Source organism: Marinomonas sp. PE14-40 (assembly GCF_051623805.1).
In the GTDB taxonomy this organism is placed as follows: Bacteria; Pseudomonadota; Gammaproteobacteria; order Pseudomonadales; family Marinomonadaceae; genus Marinomonas.
On sequence record NZ_CP130700.1, the window covers coordinates 1,100,974 to 1,119,969 of the forward strand.

General features: G+C 40.4%; 17 protein-coding genes. 6 read left to right on the forward strand and 11 right to left on the reverse strand.

The window, feature by feature from the left end:
- Positions 1 to 149: 149 nt before the first annotated feature.
- A complete protein-coding gene (locus tag Q0A08_RS05005; protein WP_438465348.1) occupies positions 150 to 1,151 on the forward strand; it encodes a DUF2804 domain-containing protein in 1,002 nt (333 codons plus the stop codon).
- A gap of 50 nt (positions 1,152 to 1,201) precedes the next feature.
- On the opposite strand, the gene Q0A08_RS05010 is transcribed toward Q0A08_RS05005, so the two are convergent.
- Positions 1,202 to 2,791, reverse strand: coding sequence for a sigma 54-interacting transcriptional regulator (locus Q0A08_RS05010; RefSeq protein ID WP_438465349.1), 1,590 nt, complete (start codon positions 2,789 to 2,791; stop codon positions 1,202 to 1,204).
- Positions 2,792 to 3,146: 355 nt separating this feature from the next.
- Between Q0A08_RS05010 and megL the strand changes: the two genes are divergently transcribed.
- Positions 3,147 to 4,376, forward strand: a complete 1,230-nt coding sequence (megL, locus tag Q0A08_RS05015) for a methionine gamma-lyase (RefSeq protein WP_438465351.1) — start codon at positions 3,147 to 3,149, stop codon at positions 4,374 to 4,376.
- An 80-nt stretch (positions 4,377 to 4,456) separates the two neighbouring features.
- Here the strand turns inward: megL and Q0A08_RS05020 are convergent, their stop codons facing one another.
- Positions 4,457 to 5,431, reverse strand: a complete 975-nt coding sequence (locus Q0A08_RS05020; protein WP_438465353.1) for a lipin/Ned1/Smp2 family protein — start codon at positions 5,429 to 5,431, stop codon at positions 4,457 to 4,459.
- A gap of 355 nt (positions 5,432 to 5,786) precedes the next feature.
- On the opposite strand from Q0A08_RS05020, the gene Q0A08_RS05025 reads away from it, so the two are divergent.
- Positions 5,787 to 6,365, forward strand: a complete 579-nt coding sequence (locus Q0A08_RS05025) for a hypothetical protein (protein WP_438465354.1) — start codon at positions 5,787 to 5,789, stop codon at positions 6,363 to 6,365.
- An 80-nt stretch (positions 6,366 to 6,445) separates the two neighbouring features.
- Here Q0A08_RS05025 and Q0A08_RS05030 read toward each other — a convergent pair whose 3' ends face one another.
- The 8 genes from Q0A08_RS05030 to Q0A08_RS05065 all read right to left on the reverse strand — a co-directional run bounded on the left by Q0A08_RS05030 (position 6,446) and on the right by Q0A08_RS05065 (position 14,929).
- Positions 6,446 to 7,402 (reverse strand): electron transfer flavoprotein subunit alpha/FixB family protein, encoded by a 957-nt coding sequence (locus tag Q0A08_RS05030; protein WP_438465356.1) that lies wholly within the window; start codon positions 7,400 to 7,402, stop codon positions 6,446 to 6,448.
- Positions 7,399 to 8,151, reverse strand: coding sequence for an electron transfer flavoprotein subunit beta/FixA family protein (locus tag Q0A08_RS05035; protein WP_438465357.1), 753 nt, complete (start codon positions 8,149 to 8,151; stop codon positions 7,399 to 7,401). Before Q0A08_RS05035 ends, Q0A08_RS05030 begins: the two co-directional genes overlap by 4 nt.
- A 149-nt stretch (positions 8,152 to 8,300) precedes the next feature.
- Positions 8,301 to 9,080, reverse strand: a complete 780-nt coding sequence (locus Q0A08_RS05040) for an SDR family oxidoreductase (RefSeq protein WP_438465359.1) — start codon at positions 9,078 to 9,080, stop codon at positions 8,301 to 8,303.
- A 100-nt stretch (positions 9,081 to 9,180) separates the two neighbouring features.
- On the reverse strand, positions 9,181 to 10,071 hold the full coding sequence (gene mmsB, locus Q0A08_RS05045) for a 3-hydroxyisobutyrate dehydrogenase (protein ID WP_438465361.1): 891 nt from the start codon (positions 10,069 to 10,071) through the stop codon (positions 9,181 to 9,183).
- Positions 10,072 to 10,183: 112 nt separating this feature from the next.
- The gene (locus Q0A08_RS05050; protein WP_438465363.1) at positions 10,184 to 11,290 is read right to left on the reverse strand and encodes an enoyl-CoA hydratase/isomerase family protein; all 1,107 of its coding nucleotides are present in this window, start codon (positions 11,288 to 11,290) and stop codon (positions 10,184 to 10,186) included.
- Between the two features lie 17 nt (positions 11,291 to 11,307).
- A complete protein-coding gene (locus tag Q0A08_RS05055; RefSeq protein ID WP_438465364.1) occupies positions 11,308 to 12,096 on the reverse strand; it encodes an enoyl-CoA hydratase in 789 nt (262 codons plus the stop codon).
- Positions 12,097 to 12,171: 75 nt separating this feature from the next.
- Positions 12,172 to 13,326 (reverse strand): acyl-CoA dehydrogenase family protein, encoded by a 1,155-nt coding sequence (locus Q0A08_RS05060; protein ID WP_438465366.1) that lies wholly within the window; start codon positions 13,324 to 13,326, stop codon positions 12,172 to 12,174.
- Positions 13,327 to 13,435: 109 nt separating this feature from the next.
- Positions 13,436 to 14,929, reverse strand: a complete 1,494-nt coding sequence (locus Q0A08_RS05065; RefSeq protein WP_438465368.1) for a CoA-acylating methylmalonate-semialdehyde dehydrogenase — start codon at positions 14,927 to 14,929, stop codon at positions 13,436 to 13,438.
- A gap of 240 nt (positions 14,930 to 15,169) precedes the next feature.
- On the opposite strand from Q0A08_RS05065, the gene Q0A08_RS05070 reads away from it, so the two are divergent.
- On the forward strand, positions 15,170 to 16,057 hold the full coding sequence (locus tag Q0A08_RS05070; RefSeq protein ID WP_438465369.1) for an AraC family ligand binding domain-containing protein: 888 nt from the start codon (positions 15,170 to 15,172) through the stop codon (positions 16,055 to 16,057).
- A 55-nt stretch (positions 16,058 to 16,112) separates the two neighbouring features.
- Here Q0A08_RS05070 and Q0A08_RS05075 read toward each other — a convergent pair whose 3' ends face one another.
- Positions 16,113 to 16,541 (reverse strand): Lrp/AsnC family transcriptional regulator, encoded by a 429-nt coding sequence (locus tag Q0A08_RS05075; RefSeq protein WP_438465370.1) that lies wholly within the window; start codon positions 16,539 to 16,541, stop codon positions 16,113 to 16,115.
- Positions 16,542 to 16,714: 173 nt separating this feature from the next.
- On the opposite strand from Q0A08_RS05075, the gene Q0A08_RS05080 reads away from it, so the two are divergent.
- Both Q0A08_RS05080 and Q0A08_RS05085 read left to right on the forward strand, forming a co-directional pair.
- Entirely contained in the window at positions 16,715 to 17,749 is a 1,035-nt protein-coding gene (locus Q0A08_RS05080) for a histone deacetylase family protein (RefSeq protein WP_438465371.1), read from the forward strand.
- Between the two features lie 119 nt (positions 17,750 to 17,868).
- On the forward strand, positions 17,869 to 18,990 hold the full coding sequence (locus Q0A08_RS05085) for a mannose-1-phosphate guanylyltransferase/mannose-6-phosphate isomerase (RefSeq protein ID WP_438465372.1): 1,122 nt from the start codon (positions 17,869 to 17,871) through the stop codon (positions 18,988 to 18,990).
- Positions 18,991 to 18,996: the final 6 nt, after the last annotated feature.

Genomic DNA, 18,996 nt, shown 5'->3' on the forward strand with positions numbered 1-18,996 from the left:
ACAAAGCCAACACACCTTAGATACTTTTTATCCTTAGCTCATCCTAATACCAGTTTTACAACATTGAGTTAATCTGAAATAGAATAATTGATTTTTATATTAGTAAAAGCCACTATAACAATTAATAATAATTATTCAGGGATGTTTTAATGTCATATTTAGTGAATGAGAAAGGTCAAATTGAATTTGGTTACACCTCAGCCAAGAAGATCAACCATCTAGATTATGACCTAAGAAATGCCATGGATAAGCCTTTATCAAACTGGCGTAAAAAGCTAAAGTTTAATCAATTTCAGTTTATTTCTATCAACTGCGAAGATTTTATAATGGGTATGGCGGTTGTTGATTTAAAATATGCCAGTAATTGTTTCATATACCTTTACCACATAAAAAGCCAAACATTTGAAGAGTTTGATTTTATTCAAGCGTTTGGCATAAAAACCCACATGTCCCCCCACCCCAATAAAGGTGTTTCAAGCTTCGCTAAAGGTAATAACCTATTGCAAATTGAAGCCCTTAATCAAACAAGAAACATAACATTAAGGCTAGATAACGGCTTAAGTTTAGAAGCAATCATTGACGAATCTAACTCTGACAGAGCGCTTAGCCTTTGCTCTAAAGCAGGCTATAACGGCTGGGTTTACACTCAAAAGCTAGCTGCTCGACCTGTGCATGGCCAATTAAACTGGCAGTCAAATACCTACCCACTTGAAGCGAGAAAGGCGCTTGCCAGCATTGATTGGAGTGCTGGTTTTATGCGCCGAGAAACAAGTTGGCACTGGGCTAGCCTTTCAACCTGCTTAAGTGATGGACGTCGATTAGGATTCAATCTTGCTTCTGGTGTCAACGAAACAGGCTTTAGCGAAAATGCCATCTGGATAGATGACGAATACTACAAAATTGACATGGTTGATTTTAAGTTCGATCGCTACCAAGAATCTCAAACATGGTACCTCATTTCAAATGATACAAAGCTTAAACTCACCTTTGATCGACAAGGTAAGCGAGCACAAAAAATGAATCTGATTTTGATTGCCTCAAACTTTCGTCAATTTTTTGGTCACTTTAATGGCACAATCAAACTGAATAATGAATCGATTGAAATTAACAATGCCTGGGGACTAGTTGAAGACCATTATGCCAAATGGTGATAAAAGTAGTTAATAGCAAACTCCATAAGCCATCACAAAACTAAACGATCTCAAGTAAAGCCGTGCTCTTTGAGTTTCATAGCAATTTTATTGTGAGACACACCAAGACGCTTTGCCAATTTGCGCGTGCTTGGATAAAGAGGATATAAACGAGATAGCAAATTGGCTTCAAATTCAGCTTGAGCATTTGCCCAAGTTACCTCCCCCAACGAAATTACACTATTTACTTGCGACTCATTAGGCTGAATGGCTTGTCTATTTAGCTCAGCATTGAAGTGGGAAGGTTTAACACTTTCCATTTCACCCGCCGCTTGAGCGAGACTTTGCTTAATATCATTTAGAGAAAGGTACTCTCCTTTATTGAGTGCAACTAAGCGGAACAATATATTTTGTAGTTGCCTAATATTACCAGGCCATGTGTAAGCTCGTAGCTGAGCAATTGAAGCTTCATCAATCAAAGGGGCTGGCATATTGACCTGAAGCGCTGCGCTTTGAATAAAGTGCTTGGTTAATAAGGCTATATCATTCTCTCTGTGTCTAAGTGCAGGCAACACAAGGTTTAACACATTTAATCGATAGTATAGGTCAGCACGAAAGCGCCCTTGCTCAATTTGTTGAGGGAGGTTTTGATGTGTCGCACTGATAATTCTCACATTCACTTTAATTTCACGGTTCCCGCCCACCCTTCTAAAGCGATAGTCTTGCAAAAACCGTAATAATTTAGCCTGTAAGTAAACCGACATTTCTGCAATTTCATCTAAAAATAGGGTTCCACCATCCGCAAGTTCTAATAAACCTGGTTTACCACCTTTTTGCGCACCCGTAAAAGCGCCTGATGCATAACCAAATAATTCACTTTCCAATAAATGCTCAGGTAAAGCCGCGCAGTTTAAAGCAAGAAATGCAGCATCTCTCTGATCACTTTCTTGATGTAACCCTCTAGCGATTAACTCTTTACCTGTCCCTGTTTCGCCTTGAATTAAAACGGGCAAATGAAGCTGTGCAAAGCGTCTAGTTTGTTGCTTCAAAAGTTTAATCGTTTCAGATTGACCTATTATTTGTTCTAACCCATGCTCCTTTTGAGCCTGCATGAGAGACATTTGCCGCCCAAGACTATTCATATCTCTTAACATTAAAAGTGCGCCACGCACTTGCCCTTCCACTAGAACCGGGCTTACTTCAGCAATATGGGCATGCTGATTAAAGAGAATACTTTGATCTCTTCCCTTTCCCTGCATCAGGCTATTAATATCTTGATCGATAAACTCACTAATAGAGAGCCCTTCAAGTTTGGTTTTGGGCAGGTTTATTAAATGGGTCGCAGCTTGATTCAAGGCTAAAATTTTGCCAGCTTCATCTAGGTCAAATATTGGGTTGGGGATACGATTGAGTAAGGTCCTTAAATGGTTTTCACGTCTCTCCTGCGGCATAAACTCTATTTCGTCACATGAAGTGACGCCATCAATTAAATACACCTGTTTGATGATAAGAGATGAATCTTGGTAGCTTTCATTAACATGGACATAGGTAAAACCAGCGGTTACCTCTATGGCTCTAATATCCCATGCGTACTTAGAGAAAATATGCAATATTTCTTGGCTAATGCCTATTCTATCATTCGACCTAATTTCTAAACGCATAAAACTCACCCCCCCTAACACCAATCGTCATTTAAATATGACAGCGTAATATAAATATTACAATCAAAAAGCACTTTAACCCGTTCAATTCTCTCTGTTTTCTCACTTTTTCGCATAAATTCTATATAAAATAAACTCTTACGATTAAAAAACAGGATTCTAAACAGCCTAAACTTTAAGGTGTAATTTTTTTATGACAATAAGAATTAACTCCAAACTAAAAAATAAGCATAAGACATTGATTAAAAAGACTATTTTTATATTGGCAAGAGAGTTGCTAACTAATAAGGAGATATAAATAAAACAAAAATCATCAGAGATAACAGGTTAAAAAACAACCTTAAGGACTATTATCATGGCGAAGAGTAACAATATAGAAACCAAAGCAATTCATGCAGGACGCATAAATGATGAGCAGTTTGGTTCATTAGCCACGCCTTTATATCAGACATCCACCTTCATTTTTGATAATGCACAGCAAGGTGCTGATCGCTTTGCAGGTGAAGAGGAAGGTTTTATCTATAGCCGTCTAGGTAATCCAACTACACGCCAACTAGAAATGCGTGTAGCAGCAATGGAAGGCATGGAAGATGCTGCTGCCACAGCAACAGGCATGGGTGCTGTTTCTGGTGCCTTATTAAGCTACCTTCAAGCTGGCGACCACTTGATTGCCTCTAAAGCGATTTATGGTTGCTCTTATGCGCTAATCAGCCATATGTTGACTCGTTTTGGCATTGAAGTAACCTTCGTCGATATGACTAATATGGATGCGTTTCGCCAGGCGATCAAAGAGAATACTAAACTTGTCTTTTTAGAAACCCCAGTAAACCCAAATATGGTCGTACTGGATTTAGAAGCCATCTCCAACATTGCTAAACAACACGAACTCATCTCAGTCGTTGATAACACTTTCCTCACACCCGTTTTACAACAGCCAGGAGAGTTTGGGATTGATATCGTTGTCCATAGTGCTACCAAGTACTTAAATGGCCATGGGGATGTGGTTGCCGGTGTTATTTGTGGCACTAGTGAGATGATTAAACACATCAAAATGACAGTACTTAAAGATATCGGTGCAACCATGAGCCCTCATGATGCATGGTTAATATTGAGAGGGATTAAAACCCTACCCATTCGTATGGAGCGTCATTGTCGCAATGCACAAAGTGTTGCTGAGTTTTTAGAAGAAAATAAACACGTTACGAAAGTACATTATCCAGGCCTTGAGAGTCATTCAGGTAATGTATATATAGGCAAACAAATGAAAGCGGCTGGCGGTGTCATTGCCTTTGAACTGGATACAGACTTAGCAGGTGGTGCTGAATTCATTAATAGCATGAAGCTCTTTTCTATTGCGGTAAGCTTGGGTGATGCTGAGTCTTTAATCCAACACCCCGCCTCTATGACTCACTCCCCTTATACTCAAGAAGAACGCTTAGATGCTGGCATCAGTGATGGCTTAATTCGTATATCAGTTGGACTTGAGCATGAGGATGACTTAATAGCAGACCTTAAGCAAGCACTCGATTTAATTGATACTCGTTTAAACTTAGTGGGTAACAATCATCAGCAAAACGTTGCCTAATCAAAATTAGATTAGATCTATCCCCTTATAACTTTGAAGCTATAAGGGGATAAATTTAAGCTCTTTATTTGCCTTAGTAATTAGTCACAATTTAGTGCGGCAAATTCACTAACTTTGTCAGCATAATGATAAGCGTAATCGCCATATACAGCTTGAGTTCCATCCATGCCTGCGTTTTCGCCAATAATATAGGTTTCATCAACTGATATGCCAGCATCAGCATAAGCAGCTATATCGGTAGTAGCATTACCGTAAGCTCTGACAATCTCAATAGATGAATCATTGATTATCTTATTTAGGTATTCAGTTTTATAGGCTTGAGTATTGCCAGGTATTGGCCCATCGCCATAAGGGTTAGTATGTAATTGACCTTGAGGCATTGCCATATAATCAAACCATTCGCGACTATCTTTACCAACCCAATATGGTCTGCCTGTTAAATAAATAATCTGATATCCCTTATCTTTGTAAGCTAAGACCGTTTCTTTTGCATAGTAATGAGGATCGGCTTTATCAACACCTAGATAATCCCCTACAGATTCAAAATCATTCAGTGTCAAAGTACCATCGATATCAAATAAGACCGCTTTACGCTTATCACTCACAACCGATAGGTAACCATCGACACTCGATAGATCTCCTTCCACTACCATACGTACTTGGTATTCACCCTCTGACTTTTGTATTGGGACAAAAACCTTACCATCAGTGTCTGTCGTGTAAACACCTAGATACTGCCACTGACTCATGCCACTACCATAGATATAAGCATGAACCTTTTCATCCTCTAGGTCTTTGTGAAAAACGCGGCTATAGTCAAATTTACCCACTATTGTTACTGACTCATCTGCCTTGCTTACTTGATCATGAATAATATGATAAGGACTATAGAAACTTGATAAAAAAGTGCTCGCAGTGTGTTCAAAAGAACGCTCGGCAGGGTAAGTAAAGTTGGGAAGCGCATCCAACACTGCATAATCTGGACAGGTTTCCGCATTAACAAGATGTGAACCGACTAACACTAAGGTTAACAGTCCATGTTTTAATTTGAGCATTAGTAATTCTCCTTCACGTTTTGAAAGGAAACCCTAATCTAAAACCTCAAGCATCAGCCACACATTGATGAAGATATTTCGAAAAGATCATTTGATGAGCCTGAAAATCAAAACTAGGCCACAATTCTCTTAGAAAGAAACGCTAAAAATCTTGTAAATTTATTCTGTCAATTTAAATAAAAGTATCGAACTTGAATTCAGGAAGTGATTTCAAATAAAGAACCGCTAAACATACAAGACTGGCGCGCCCTGGCTCGAATGAAAAGTTAATGCCATAAAAGTGTCACCTCTTTGACACAAAAGCTTAATAAGAAGTTCGTAATATCTTTGTCATTATTTAACTAGGAAGACAAAAATGAAACGAGCTCTTATTAACCTTTCATGTGTACTTGGTACTAGCTTAATTTTAACTGCTTGTGGCACAAGCTCTGTCGATAATACACTCGCTACAAACACTCAAAATGAAGCAGTTTTTTCTCAAAATAACGAAGATTTATACCAAGTTGATCACGAAGGTCGCATCTACTTCTTTGATGATTTTGCTACTTACCAAACCTTCTTAGAAGTTGGTGAAACAGCTTATAGGAAAGTACGCATTGGTGAAGGCCCTAGAGGTGAAACTATCGTATTTGGCCTAACCAACGAAGACAAAAAGAAATCTCAAGGTATCGCTTCTGTTGACATGTACGATGGCAAACTTGAAGGGTCAACAGGATTCTACGGCGAAACCCGCACCGAAGAAGGAAGAATCTATGTATTCTCATCTTTAGAAGAAATGACAACTGCCCGCGTAGTAGGTGAAGTTCCATTACGCTTTACCCAAATCGGTACAGGCCCTAAAGGTGAAACAGTTGTCTACGCGCTTAACAGCCAAAACAAAAAAGTAAAACCTGAAGCCTTGATTGAAGCATTTAAAGCTAAGAACGAGCTTTAAGAACTAACAAAAAAATTAAGACGCTTTAATTAGAGCGCCTTAATTTTGATTATAAAAATGTTATAAATTATGCCTTTATCCTAAACTTGCCTTTCCAGTTCAGGAACAACGTCAAACAAATCACCAACTAGCCCATAGTCAGCCACTTGAAAAATCGGTGCTTCTTCGTCTTTGTTTATTGCAACAATCACTTTAGAATCTTTCATGCCCGCAAGGTGTTGGATTGCCCCTGAAATACCAACCGCAATATAAAGCTCTGGTGCTACCATTTTACCCGTTTGTCCAACTTGCATATCATTAGGGACAAAGCCAGCATCCACCGCAGCACGAGAGGCACCGACAGCAGCGCCTAGCTTATCTGCTAAGCTGTACAACATGCTAAAGTTTTCACCATTAGCAAGACCACGCCCACCAGAAACAACAGTCGTTGCAGCGGTTAATTCAGGTCTTTCAGATACAGCTAATGACTCTTGAACAAACTCAACATCTGCTGATGAATAAGCACTTGATACTTTCTCTATTTGTGCAGATCCACCTTCAGCAAAGATAGCATCGAACGCTGTTCCACGGACCGTCATAACCTTAACGGCATCACTTGATTCAACTGTCGCTATGGCATTACCTGCATAAATAGCACGCTTAAAGCGACTTTCAGATTCAATAGACATAACATCAGATAGTTGATTAACGCCCAATAACGCAGCAACTCTTGGCAGAACATTTTTTCCTGTTGTTGTAGAGGCAGCAAGTACATAACTGAACCTTGCATCGCCTGCATCTTTATTATCAGGGTCAACTTGCTCTAAGAGAAGCTTACTGACATTTTCAGCAAGTTGATGCTCATATGCAGCATTGTCAGCTAACAAAACCAAACCAACATCAGCAATCTTGGCGACCTGTTCTGCCACACCAGCACAACCTACACCAGCAACAAGAGCTGTAATAGGTTTACCAATTTGTTTAGCCGCAGTTAGCACATTCAAGCTTACAGGTGAAAGCGCTTTATTATCATGTTCAATTAATACTAATGTACTCATGCAATCACCTTTGCTTCATTACGTAACTTTTCAACTAACTCATCAACTGAAGAGACTTTTATACCTGCTTGTCTTTGTGCAGGCTCTTCAACACTAACTAATGCAATATTTGAAGACACATTAACACCAAGCTCATCAGCAGTTTTAACCTCAAGAGGCTTGCGCTTAGCTTTCATAATATTTGGCAGAGATGCAAACCTAGGCTCATTCAATCTAAGGTCAGTCGTTAAAACAGCAGGTAAGGTAAGCTTTAGCGTTTGTAAGCCGCCATCAATTTCACGAGTAACTGAAGCCTTGCCTTCTTCTACTTTAATTTCAGATGCAAAAGTGGCTTGAGGTCTATCTAGCAAAGCAGCCAACATTTGACCTGTTTGATTGTTATCCGAATCAATTGCCTGCTTACCTAACAGTATCAAGCCAGGCGCTTCCGATTCCGCCACTTTTGTAAGGAGGCGAGCAACCGATAATGAATCTGGTCCATCTTCGGCTTCAATTTGAATAGCTCTATCACAACCTAATGCCAACGCATTTCTTAGCTGCTCTTGGCAGGATTTAGACCCAACTGAAACCACAACAACTTCTGTAGCTACACCCTGCTCTTTTAATCGAACAGCTTCTTCTACGGCGATTTCACAAAAAGGATTTAACGCCATTTTGACATTATTAAGATCAACATTTGATTGATCCGCTTTGACTCGCACTTTCACGTTGTAATCAATAACACGTTTTACTGCTACCAAAATTTTCATTGGCAAATTCCCATCTCTGTCTAATTTATGGCTTTTGGCCTTTTTATAATCAGCCAAGGCTTATGGCCCTAACTGCAATCTATAGCTTCAGAGGTATATACTTCTTTAACTATTTGTTTTGCCTGATAAATAAGGGTCATTACCCTAAGTTATACGCGAAGTCCGCCATCCATTTCAATGATACGACCCGTAAAATAATCATTTTCTAATATGTATTGCATTGTATGAGCAATTTCATCAACCTCACCCATACGTCTAAGCGGAACAGCTTTGAGCATACGTTCAATCGCTTCTGGCTTCATTTGCGCCGTCATATCTGTAGCAATCATGCCAGGAGCAATACCCGCTACTCGAATATTATATCTAGCCAACTCTTTCGCCCAACTTACCACCATGGTAGCAACACCCGACTTAGTCGCACTATAGTTAGTCTGCCCAGCATTACCTGCACGAGATACCGATGAGATATTAATGATAACGCCAGCATCTGCCTGCTCAGCCATAATACCTGCCGCCTCTCTACCACATAAAAAAGACCCGGTTAAATTTACATCAACAACAGACTGCCATTGCTTAAGTGACATTTTGTCTGTGAGCTTTCCATCTTTCACCTTAATCAACATGCCATCACGCATTAATCCAGCATTATTGATCAAACCGTTTAACTGGCCGAAGTCTTGTTTTATTTGGGCAAAGGTATCTTCTACTTCATCTTCACTTGAAATATCACAAACATACCCTTTCACAGTTAGGTTCTTATCAGCTTGATGCGCTTGCTCCAATAAAGTCTTCGCCATCACCTCTACTGCAGCCCTATCAAGATCAATAATGGCGACATGAGCACCTAACTCCACTAGATGAGACGCCATACCAGCACCTAAACCTCTTGCACCACCAGTAACCACAAATACTTTTTGATCAAGTTTCATACATTCTCCTTCATATAAAGCTTAAGATTGAAATAACTTATAAAAATTAAGTTATACACAGGCTCAAACTTAAATCATGATTATCTTTAAATTATGAGATTCACTTTTCTTGATAAAGCTTAATCAAACTAGAGAAATCTAAACCGCCGTTTCCTTGCTCTTTATGCAAGTTAAATAAGCCTCTTGCAGCACTTCCCATGGGGGTTGGTGAAGAACTTAACTGACTTAGATTCATGGCGAGACCTAGATCTTTAAACATTAGGTCCACCATAAAACCTCCCTGATATTGATTTGAAGATGGCACATTCTCCATCACACCAGGCACTGGATTGTATACTTGCAATGCCCAGTTGTTACCGGAGCTCTGCTTCATAATGTCAGACAAGACTTTAGGATCTAATCCATTCTTCATTCCCATATTTAATGCTTCACAGGTACCCGCCATAAGAATTGCTAACATCATGTTATTACAAGCTTTTGCAATTTGCCCTGCACCATGTTCCCCTGCATGAAAAATATTCTTTCCCATACACTCTAATACAGGTAAAGCCTTATCAAACTGAGCTGGTTCACCGCCAACCATAAAGGCTAATGTTCCAGCTTGCGCACCACCTACACCACCAGAAACAGGTGCATCAATAAATTCAATACCCTTCTCTTTTGCAATATGTGCAACTGACCTAGCAACATCAGCCTCTATGGTAGAACTATCAATCACCAGGGTTCCGGAAGAGATATGATCAAACAAAGGAGCCTCTGAGGAGACATACAAACCATGAACATGTTTACCCGCAGGTAACATGCTAATAATAAACTCAGCCTCTTGAATTGCTTCTAGTGCAGTATTTACTTTCATACAACCAGCTTGCACAGCTTTATCCAATGCTTCTGTTGATAAGTCGAACGCTTTTACCTTGTGCCCAGCTTTAGCTAAGTTGGCAGCCATTGGCCCACCCATGTTACCAAGCCCTATAAATCCGATATTTGCCATGACGTTTATCCTTTAAATCATTATTCTTGTTTTAGTAATTTGATCTGCCATTTTCTGTTGATTAATACTCAACCTAACAAGTCAACCAACTTGCTCAATAAGTTTCGCTAATTTAGAGATACCTAAGTGGATGATCTGTTTTATCCCAGGGAGAGCTCAATAAGCCAGCAATATAAGTATCTTCTACCGTTGTCACAGAGTCATAACGCCACTTTGGCGCCTTATCCTTATCGATTAATAATGCCCGTACGCCTTCAGCAAGCTCCTCATGCCTTGTGCATTGAACAGACACTTCAAGCTCTTGCTGAAACACCTCTTTCAGAGACAAGCCCACACTTCGCTCCAATTGAGCTTTAATAAGAACAAGTGACACAGGGCTACCGCTAGCAACCGTTTTTTGCGCCTTAATTAACCACTTCTCTTCGGTTTCAATGCCAGCAAGATCTGTTAATACTTCATCTAATGAATCATTAGACAACAAATCCTCAATCAAACCTTGATGAGATATTATTGGATTAGATAACACTTCAAATACACTTTGTGATTCAACACTCAAGCCAGATAAAAGCTTATTAACCACCTCATGGGGGTTAGCCTGCCAATCAGCAACAAGAAGCTGCTCCAAAAGCTGAGACCTTTGACCGACATCTAGAGCATAATTCGCCATTCCCAATGCCATCGCATCTTTTGCGTTAATTCCTGCCGCCGTTAACCCTAAAAACAAACCAATATTGCCAGGCAATTTATTCAGGAAGTAACTTGCTCCAACATCAGGATAAAGACCAATACTCACTTCAGGCATAGCAAGGTGAGTTGTTTGAGTGACAACTCTATGGCTAGCACCGGCAAACAACCCCATGCCGCCGCCCATGACAAAGCCACTGCCCCAGCAAATAATTGGCTTAGGATAAGTATGTATTTGGTAATCTAACTGATACTCACGAGTAAAGAAGTCGGTTGGAAAGGCGCTAATTTCATCTCGCATCATAGCTTCGTGCAGTTTGATAATATCGCCGCCAGCACAAAAAGCCTTCTCCCCTTCACTATCCAATATAATAGCAACAACACTTTTTTTAGACTGCCAAGCATCTAATTTCGCCGAAATAAGATCGATCATTTTTAACGTTAACGCATTAAGTTTCTTTTCCGCGTTTAACCTAATTTCGCCAACAACTTCACCTGTAGCAGTAATATGTTCATGAAAGATTACACTTACCATAAATATTTCCTTAGCTTTTATTTGTTTTTCCAGTTAGCTGCTCGCTTTTCCAAAAAGGCATTCACCCCTTCCGCCTGATCTTCCGTATCAAAAAGGTCAACAAATAGCTCTCTTTCAAGAATTAACCCTTGTTGTAGCGGTGCTGTTCGTGCGTTTTGAATAAGAGATTTACAAGCAGCAACAGAAGATGGGCTCTGCTGACCGACTTGCTCAGCTAAAGCAGTCGCTTTTTCTAAAGCACCGCCTCTTTCAACAATTTCTTCGACCAACCCTATTTCTAGTGCTTTATCCGCTTTTATCTGTTCACCACATAAGATCATTCGTTTTGCCCAACCCTCACCGACCAGCCAAGTCAGATTTTGAGTACCACCAGCGCAAGGCAACAAACCAACTTTTGCTTCTGGCAGAGCCAATACAGCTTGTTCTTCTGCAATACGTAAATCACAAGCTAAAGCAACTTCCAATCCGCCCCCCATGCTATAGCCATTAATAGCAGCGATAGAGACACCTCTAAATTGACCTAAGGTTTCAAAAGCCAAACCAAATAAGCGCGCCATTTCACGAGCCACTTCTTTATTTCCATCAGCAAAGAGCTTTAAGTCCGCTCCAGCTGAAAAAAACTTATCGCCAGCACCCGTCAGCACCAAACTCCAAATTGATTTATCTTGATTCAATTCTTCAACGATTAACTTAAGCGCCTTTAGGCTTTCTGCTGTCCAGGTATTTGCGGGTAAGTTATTCATAGTGAGGATGGCTACATGGCCCTTTTTCTCTACTAAAACTAAATCTGTGTTTACCTGTGTCATGCTTAACTCCCTTGTCTTATTGCTTAATCTGTCGCCCTGTCAGCAGAGCACAAGAATGTTTCATTAATAATGAGGTTAAAATTCAGAATCCGTATCTGCCAATAAACGACGACCAATAATGACACGCATAATCTCGTTAGTGCCCTCAAGTATTCTGTGCACTCTTGTATCACGTACATAGCGCTCCATAGGGTATTCTTTGATATAGCCATAACCACCAAAAATCTGTAGCGCTTCATCACATACCTTAAAGCCCACATCGGTAGCAAAACGTTTTGCCATAGCACAATAAGTGGTCGCGTCTTTATGGCCAAGGTCCAGCTTACTTGCAGCTAAGCGCACTAACTGCCTAGCGGCTAAAAGCTCAGTCGCCATATCAGCTAAACGGAACTGCAATCCCTGGAAATCACCAATTTGTTTGCCAAATTGCTTCCTTTCTTGCATATAATCACGCGCTTGATTTAATGCTTGTTGAGCCGTTCCTAAAGAACATGAAGCAATATTAATACGCCCCCCATCAAGCCCTTTCATGGCAAGTACAAACCCCTCACCCTCTTCGCTTAACAAGTTTTCCGCTGGTACTTTGACATTATCAAAGCTAATCATGCGAGTTGGCTGACTATTCCATCCCATCTTGTCTTCTTTTCGGCCATAACTAATCCCTTCACTGTGAGCATCAACCACAATAGCTGAAACACCACGCGCACCAGAACCGCCCGTTCGAGCCATTACAACCAACACATCGGTACTACCGGCACCTGAAATAAATACCTTACTGCCATTTAAGATGTAGTGATCGCCCTCTTTCTTAGCGGTAGTTTTTAAAGAAGCCGCATCTGATCCCGCATTTGGCTCTGTCAAACAATAAGAACCCAGCGACTGTGCACTAATCAAAGACTCTGCATATTTTTCAAGCACACTAGGCTTAGCAAAACTGGTTACCATCCAAGTCACCATATTATGGATGGTCAAATATGCGGTCGTGGAGGTACAACCCATAGAAAGGTGTTCAAAAATAATGCTTGAATCAAGACGACTTAAACCTAGGCCACCCGCAGACTCTGGAGTATAAAGTGATGCAAAACCCATCTCACCTGCTTTGCGAATAACATCCACTGGAAAGAAAGATTCTTCATCCCACTTTGCTGCATTCGGCTCAAGCTCACTGCGAGCAAACGCGGTTGCCATATCCGAAAACGCTACCTGATCTTCGTTTAATTCAAAATCCATTAAAGCCTCCAAAATAGGCTTAGCCATATCATCAAACTAAGCCTTTAAATCTATTAGGTTGTTAATGAGGTGATCTAATCGCTGGCTAGATAGTCACCTCAGATTGTTATTATTTAAGTTGAATCGTCATGTTTGGGCCATGTGCAATATCATCTTCAAACCAGCGTGCTGTAATTGTTTTAGTTTCCGTATAAAAACGTACAGCTTGTTTACCATATGCATGCTGATCACCGTAAAACGACTTACGCCAGCCAGTGAATGAGAAGAAAGGCAGTGGCACAGGTACAGGCACATTTACGCCTACTTGACCCACTTTAATCTCATGTTGGAATTTACGTGCAGCCGCGCCTGATGCAGTAAAAATAGAGGTACCATTACCATATGGGTTTTCATTAATAATTTGGATCGCCTCTTCTAAGGTATCCGCCTCAATAACTAACAACACAGGGCCAAAAATTTCTTCCTGATAAATCGACATATCACGGCTAACATTGGTGAAAAGTGTCGGTCCTACCCAGTTACCATTTGGAAATCCGGGGACTTTATAGTCACGCCCATCCAATAGACATTCAGCACCTGCCTCTATTCCTTCACTGATAAGGCGACACACACGTTCTTTCGCAGCTGGATTGATCAAAGGGCCATATCCTGCACCTTCATCATCCCAAGCACCCGGTCTAACTTTAGATAAAGCTTCTTTTAACTCAGGTACCCACTGGCGAGACTCACCAACAAAGACAGCAACAGAAATAGCCATACAACGTTGACCACCTGCACCCACCGATGCACCTAATAAGTTATTAATAACTTGCTGTTTTTGTGCATCTGGCATGATCACCATGTGGTTTTTAGCACCAGCAAAAGCCTGTACTCGCTTCATATGATCGGTACCTGTTTTGTAGATATGCTCAGCAACAGGAACAGAACCAACAAACGAAATGGCATGCACTTCAGGGTGAACTAACAACTGATTCACCACATCTTTAGTACCGTGTACGATTTGCAATAAGCCTTCAGGTGCGCCAGCTTCAACAAATAGCTCAGCCAATCGCATAGGCGTTAATGGATCTTGCTCGGAAGGTTTTAATACAAAAGCATTACCGCAAGCGATGGCCATAGGAAACATCCAAAGTGGAATCATGGCAGGGAAGTTAAACGGGGTAATACCTAAACAAACACCTAGCGGCTGAGTGTAGCTGTAGCAGTCAATTTTACGGGCAACATTTTCAACTGTTTCACCCATACTTAAGGCAGCAATATTACAAGCTTGCTCTACAACCTCAATACCACGCCAGACATCACCTTTCGCATCTTCAAAGGTTTTACCTGTTTCTTTACTTAATATGGTAGCAAGTTCATCGTGATGATCTTTTAGCAAAGCTTGGTAGCGCAGCATAAGGCGCGCGCGATCCGACACAGGCACTTCTTTCCATGTTTCAAATGCTAATTGCGCACTAGCAACTGCCTGCTCAACTTCGTGTTCAGTCGCACAAGGAACACTGGCAATGACATCCTGAGTAGCGGGATCCGTTACATCAATCCAGTTTTGAGAGGTGCTTTGCACCATTTCACCATTAATTAGCATAGGAACTTTATGTGTCATAACCATTTCTCCTTGAGTTTAGAGATTGCGTTAATCAGAGGGTTTGCTTTGTAAGCAAAATCATTACCTTTACGTTAACGTTAATCTCATATTTATTATTTTTCAACAGAAATATGTTTTACCATGCAAACTCCTGTTTCAGGATTGATAAAGTTGCTTTATTAATGGACTATATTGCGATAAACACCGCAAGTTTACCTACAGGTTAACTTTATACATTATTTTTTAGAGAGCACACACATGAGCAACACGTCAAACTGGCCAATCCCCAATGATAGTGTTCGTTTTTTATTACCAAGACCCGTAATTAATAGCCTTAAAGAAAACCCAATTGGAAAATCTCTCCACCCAGTTGCGATGGGGTTTTACAAAAAAGCACAAGGGCACACTATGTCCAGACTAGATCACGATGATTATTTATTAATATATTGCGTTGCGGGCGAAGGTTTATTAAAGCTTAATAAGAAAAGTATAAAAGTCAGTGCGGGGGACTTTTTAATACTGCCAAAAACACTTTCTCATGAGTATACCGCTAAGAAAAAGTCACCTTGGAGCATCTACTGGGTTCATTGTGATGGCATACTCGCTAAAGACTATCTTGATGAGATTATCACTCAATCCCAGAGCAACATATTATCCATAGGTCTACATTCGCGATTAATTACTGATTTCGAGGCACTTTTAGATACAAGACTCAATAGCTCACTTTTTGAAAGCTTCCTCCATAGTTGTAGCTTATTAAGTCAAATAATCACTCATATCGCCCTACTCAATAAACAGGTGCAATCTCAATTTGATAAAAGCTTAGATTTAGAATTAATAAGAAGCCTAATGCTGACTCACATACATCAACAACTTGATGTAGAAACACTAGCTAACGCAGCAAATTTATCAAAATTTCACTTTATCAAGCGCTATAAAACACTAACAGGTCGAACACCTATCAATGACTTTATTCAGATGAAGATTGAAAGAGCCTGTCACTTATTAGATGTAAGTGACAAGGGAGTTGCAGAGGTAGGCTGGGAACTAGGCTATGAAGATGCCTATTATTTCTCACGAGTATTTAACAAGGTAATGGGCATTTCCCCTAGCCAATACCGAACACTTAGATTAGGCCATACTTAGCGACCAAAAGTTAAGGTTAGCAGTCGTTAAAGCAAAGCTATTTATAACATGCTATTTAATCATGTGACTTATGGGTTGTTAACTTAATACTGGTTTCACTTAAAGAGACACTATCTAACAGTCTAATGGCTTTTATCGTCTGATCAAAACTTTCAAGACTCTCTGTCCCTATTTCTACAATAAAGTCCCAACGCCCATTAGTTGAATGTACGGCTAGCACTTCAGGCATCGCTCTTAACCTAACAATAAGACTATTTGAAGGTTTACCCTCAATTTCAAGCATCATCACAGCCCGAACCGCATGAGGGCTTAATGCCGATTTTAGTTGCACACTAAAACCTGTAATCTCACCTTCTGCTACTAGACGGTCCAGCCTTGTTTTTACTGTTGCCCTAGACACCTTTAAAGCATTAGCAAGATCTGCAATCGACATACGTCCATCCAACTGCAACAAGGCCAACATCTTACGGTTTAATTCATCCACTCTTTAATCCTTAAATAACCCCAATACTTAGCAAAATGCACACCTTTATTAATCAACATGCTAAATCAGCTATAAGATTTGTTAAATTATACATCTAATATCTAACACTTTTTAGCTTTAAACTTATTATCTCAATTCAGAAATAACTAAAAACAAGAAACTCAAGGCTATCTATGAAAACCATTTATTCTGATAAACACACATTAAGACAAGTTAAAGCCGAAATTCATAATGGGGAATTAGTCCCACCATTTGAGCGTAAAGAGCGGATCGATTACATATTAAAAGAGCTTAATAAAAGAGGGTTTGATAAGCCCATTTCCGAGCAAGCCTTTAACCTTGATACCGTTCATAAGGTACACAGCAAAGATTACGTCAACTTTTTACAAAACGTCTGGCAAAAGTGGCTCAACGCTGGCCATACTTGTGATGCGATCCCGAACATTTGGCCTTCCCGCTCCATGCCATCTAAAATCATTCCGAGTAATATAGAAGCACAGATTGGCTATTATGCTTTAGCAGCAGAAACCGCAATTTCTTCAGGTACATGGCAAGCGGTTAATGCCGCCAAAGATGTTGCTCTCACAGCAGCCGAACATATCATCCAAGGAGAAAAAAGTGCCTTTGCCTTATGCCGACCGCCTGGACATCATGCCGCCCACGATCAATTTGGAGGTTACTGTTTCTTAAATAATGCCGCAATTGCTGCCCAACACCTTCGTGATAATGGATATAGTAAAGTCAGCATTCTAGATGTGGATTATCACCATGGTAATGGTACTCAGCAAATTTTCTATCGCAGAAATGACGTTCAAACACTGTCCATTCATGGTGACCCTGATTTCGCTTTCCCTTACTTTTTAGGCCATGCCAATGAAACCGGTGACGACGCCGGCGTAGGCCATTGCTTTAATTACCCATTACCCGCGGGTAGCGACTACCAGACTTGGTCTTTAGCCCTTGAACAGAGCTTCACCCAAATTAAGGCTTTTAACGCAGAAGTTTTAGTTATTTCTCTTGGTGTGGACACTTTTGAAGACGATCCAATTAGTGCCTTCAAACTTAGGTCTGACGATTTTTTTGATTATGGCAAACGCATAGCAACCCTAGGTCTACCTACATTATTCGTTATGGAAGGGGGCTATGCGGTTGAGCAAATTGGCATTAATACCGTTAACGTTTTAGCGGGCTTTAACTCTATTTCATAATGATGCAATCGCTTATGGTGCTTCTATCGTTTTATTATCACCATAAGCATTAGTAAAAACAGTCATTTTTCGCTAGTATGCGCGCCTTAGTTAAGTTTAAGCCTTTAGAGTCACCCATTATGAAATTAACGCCCGTTATCTTGTGTGGCGGCTTTGGCAGCCGTCTTTGGCCAGCATCCCGTTTAGCCTTCCCTAAACCTTGCTTAACACTCAATGATAATGAACCAAGTCTGCTGCAACAAACCCTGATACGAATTGCCCATCTTAGGGTCAATGCGCCTATCATCGTCTGCAATCAACGCCATAGATTCGTAATCGCTGAACAGATTGAAAGCCTTAAACAAGATTACCCTTATCTAACACATGCACGCATTTTATTAGAGCCCAGTGCTCGTAATACAGCACCAGCCATCGCTTTAGCGGCATTAGAGTCCCTGACTTTAGCCTCTGATACCACCTTATTAGTCTTGCCCGCAGATCATGTCATTCAAAAAGATGAACGCTTCGATCAAAGTATGCCGCAAGCATTTAAATTAGCCCAAGCAAACCATCTAGTGACCTTTGGCATTCAACCCACACGAGCAGAAACAGGCTTTGGTTATATTCAAACAGGTCAAAATTGTGATGTTATGGCGTTTATCGAAAAACCGAACAAAGAAACAGCACAAGCCTACCTCGCCCATGGGGACTATCTATGGAACTCAGGCATGTTTATGTTTAGCGCTAAATCCTATTTGTCTGAGTTAATGAAATATCAACCAGCAATATTTGATGCCTGTCAAAAGGCCTTTAAAGCGCGTTGCCAAGACAGTGATTTTACGCGAATCCATGCCGCTACATTTGAATCCTGCCCTGCTGACTCGATTGATTATGCGGTGATGGAGAAAACAGAAAAGGCCAAAGTAGTCCCTTTTTATTGTGAATGGCAAGATGTGGGTAATTGGGGTGCGCTTTATGATCAGGCCCCTAAAGATGAGGCTTTAAACCATTTAAGCGGTGATATCATTAGTCAGGAGACACAAGGTTGTTTAATTCGTTCAGAATCTCGCCTGGTTACCACCTTAGGTGTTGAAAATCTTGTCATTATTGAAACCCCAGATGCGGTATTAGTAATGAATAAAGATAAAAGCCATGCTATGGGTGAATTAATCTCCCATTTAAAAGAAACAGGAAGAAGTGAGTATTTAAATCATCAGATCAACCTTGCCCCTGATAATAAAGACAAGAATGAGATGGATTAATTCATC

Coding starts and splice junctions, on each gene's coding strand:
- Q0A08_RS05070 (WP_438465369.1), top strand. CDS start 15,170: ATGAGCAACACGTCAAACTGGCCAATCCCCAATGATAGTGTTCGTTTT.
- Q0A08_RS05060 (WP_438465366.1), bottom strand. CDS start 13,326: ATGGATTTTGAATTAAACGAAGATCAGGTAGCGTTTTCGGATATGGCA.
- Q0A08_RS05020 (WP_438465353.1), bottom strand. CDS start 5,431: ATGCTCAAATTAAAACATGGACTGTTAACCTTAGTGTTAGTCGGTTCA.
- Q0A08_RS05040 (WP_438465359.1), bottom strand. CDS start 9,080: ATGAAACTTGATCAAAAAGTATTTGTGGTTACTGGTGGTGCAAGAGGT.
- megL (WP_438465351.1), top strand. CDS start 3,147: ATGGCGAAGAGTAACAATATAGAAACCAAAGCAATTCATGCAGGACGC.
- Q0A08_RS05010 (WP_438465349.1), bottom strand. CDS start 2,791: ATGCGTTTAGAAATTAGGTCGAATGATAGAATAGGCATTAGCCAAGAA.
- Q0A08_RS05085 (WP_438465372.1), top strand. CDS start 17,869: ATGAAATTAACGCCCGTTATCTTGTGTGGCGGCTTTGGCAGCCGTCTT.
- Q0A08_RS05035 (WP_438465357.1), bottom strand. CDS start 8,151: ATGAAAATTTTGGTAGCAGTAAAACGTGTTATTGATTACAACGTGAAA.
- Q0A08_RS05050 (WP_438465363.1), bottom strand. CDS start 11,290: ATGGTAAGTGTAATCTTTCATGAACATATTACTGCTACAGGTGAAGTT.
- Q0A08_RS05065 (WP_438465368.1), bottom strand. CDS start 14,929: ATGACACATAAAGTTCCTATGCTAATTAATGGTGAAATGGTGCAAAGC.
- mmsB (WP_438465361.1), bottom strand. CDS start 10,071: ATGGCAAATATCGGATTTATAGGGCTTGGTAACATGGGTGGGCCAATG.
- Q0A08_RS05080 (WP_438465371.1), top strand. CDS start 16,715: ATGAAAACCATTTATTCTGATAAACACACATTAAGACAAGTTAAAGCC.
- Q0A08_RS05055 (WP_438465364.1), bottom strand. CDS start 12,096: ATGACACAGGTAAACACAGATTTAGTTTTAGTAGAGAAAAAGGGCCAT.
- Q0A08_RS05025 (WP_438465354.1), top strand. CDS start 5,787: ATGAAACGAGCTCTTATTAACCTTTCATGTGTACTTGGTACTAGCTTA.
- Q0A08_RS05005 (WP_438465348.1), top strand. CDS start 150: ATGTCATATTTAGTGAATGAGAAAGGTCAAATTGAATTTGGTTACACC.
- Q0A08_RS05030 (WP_438465356.1), bottom strand. CDS start 7,402: ATGAGTACATTAGTATTAATTGAACATGATAATAAAGCGCTTTCACCT.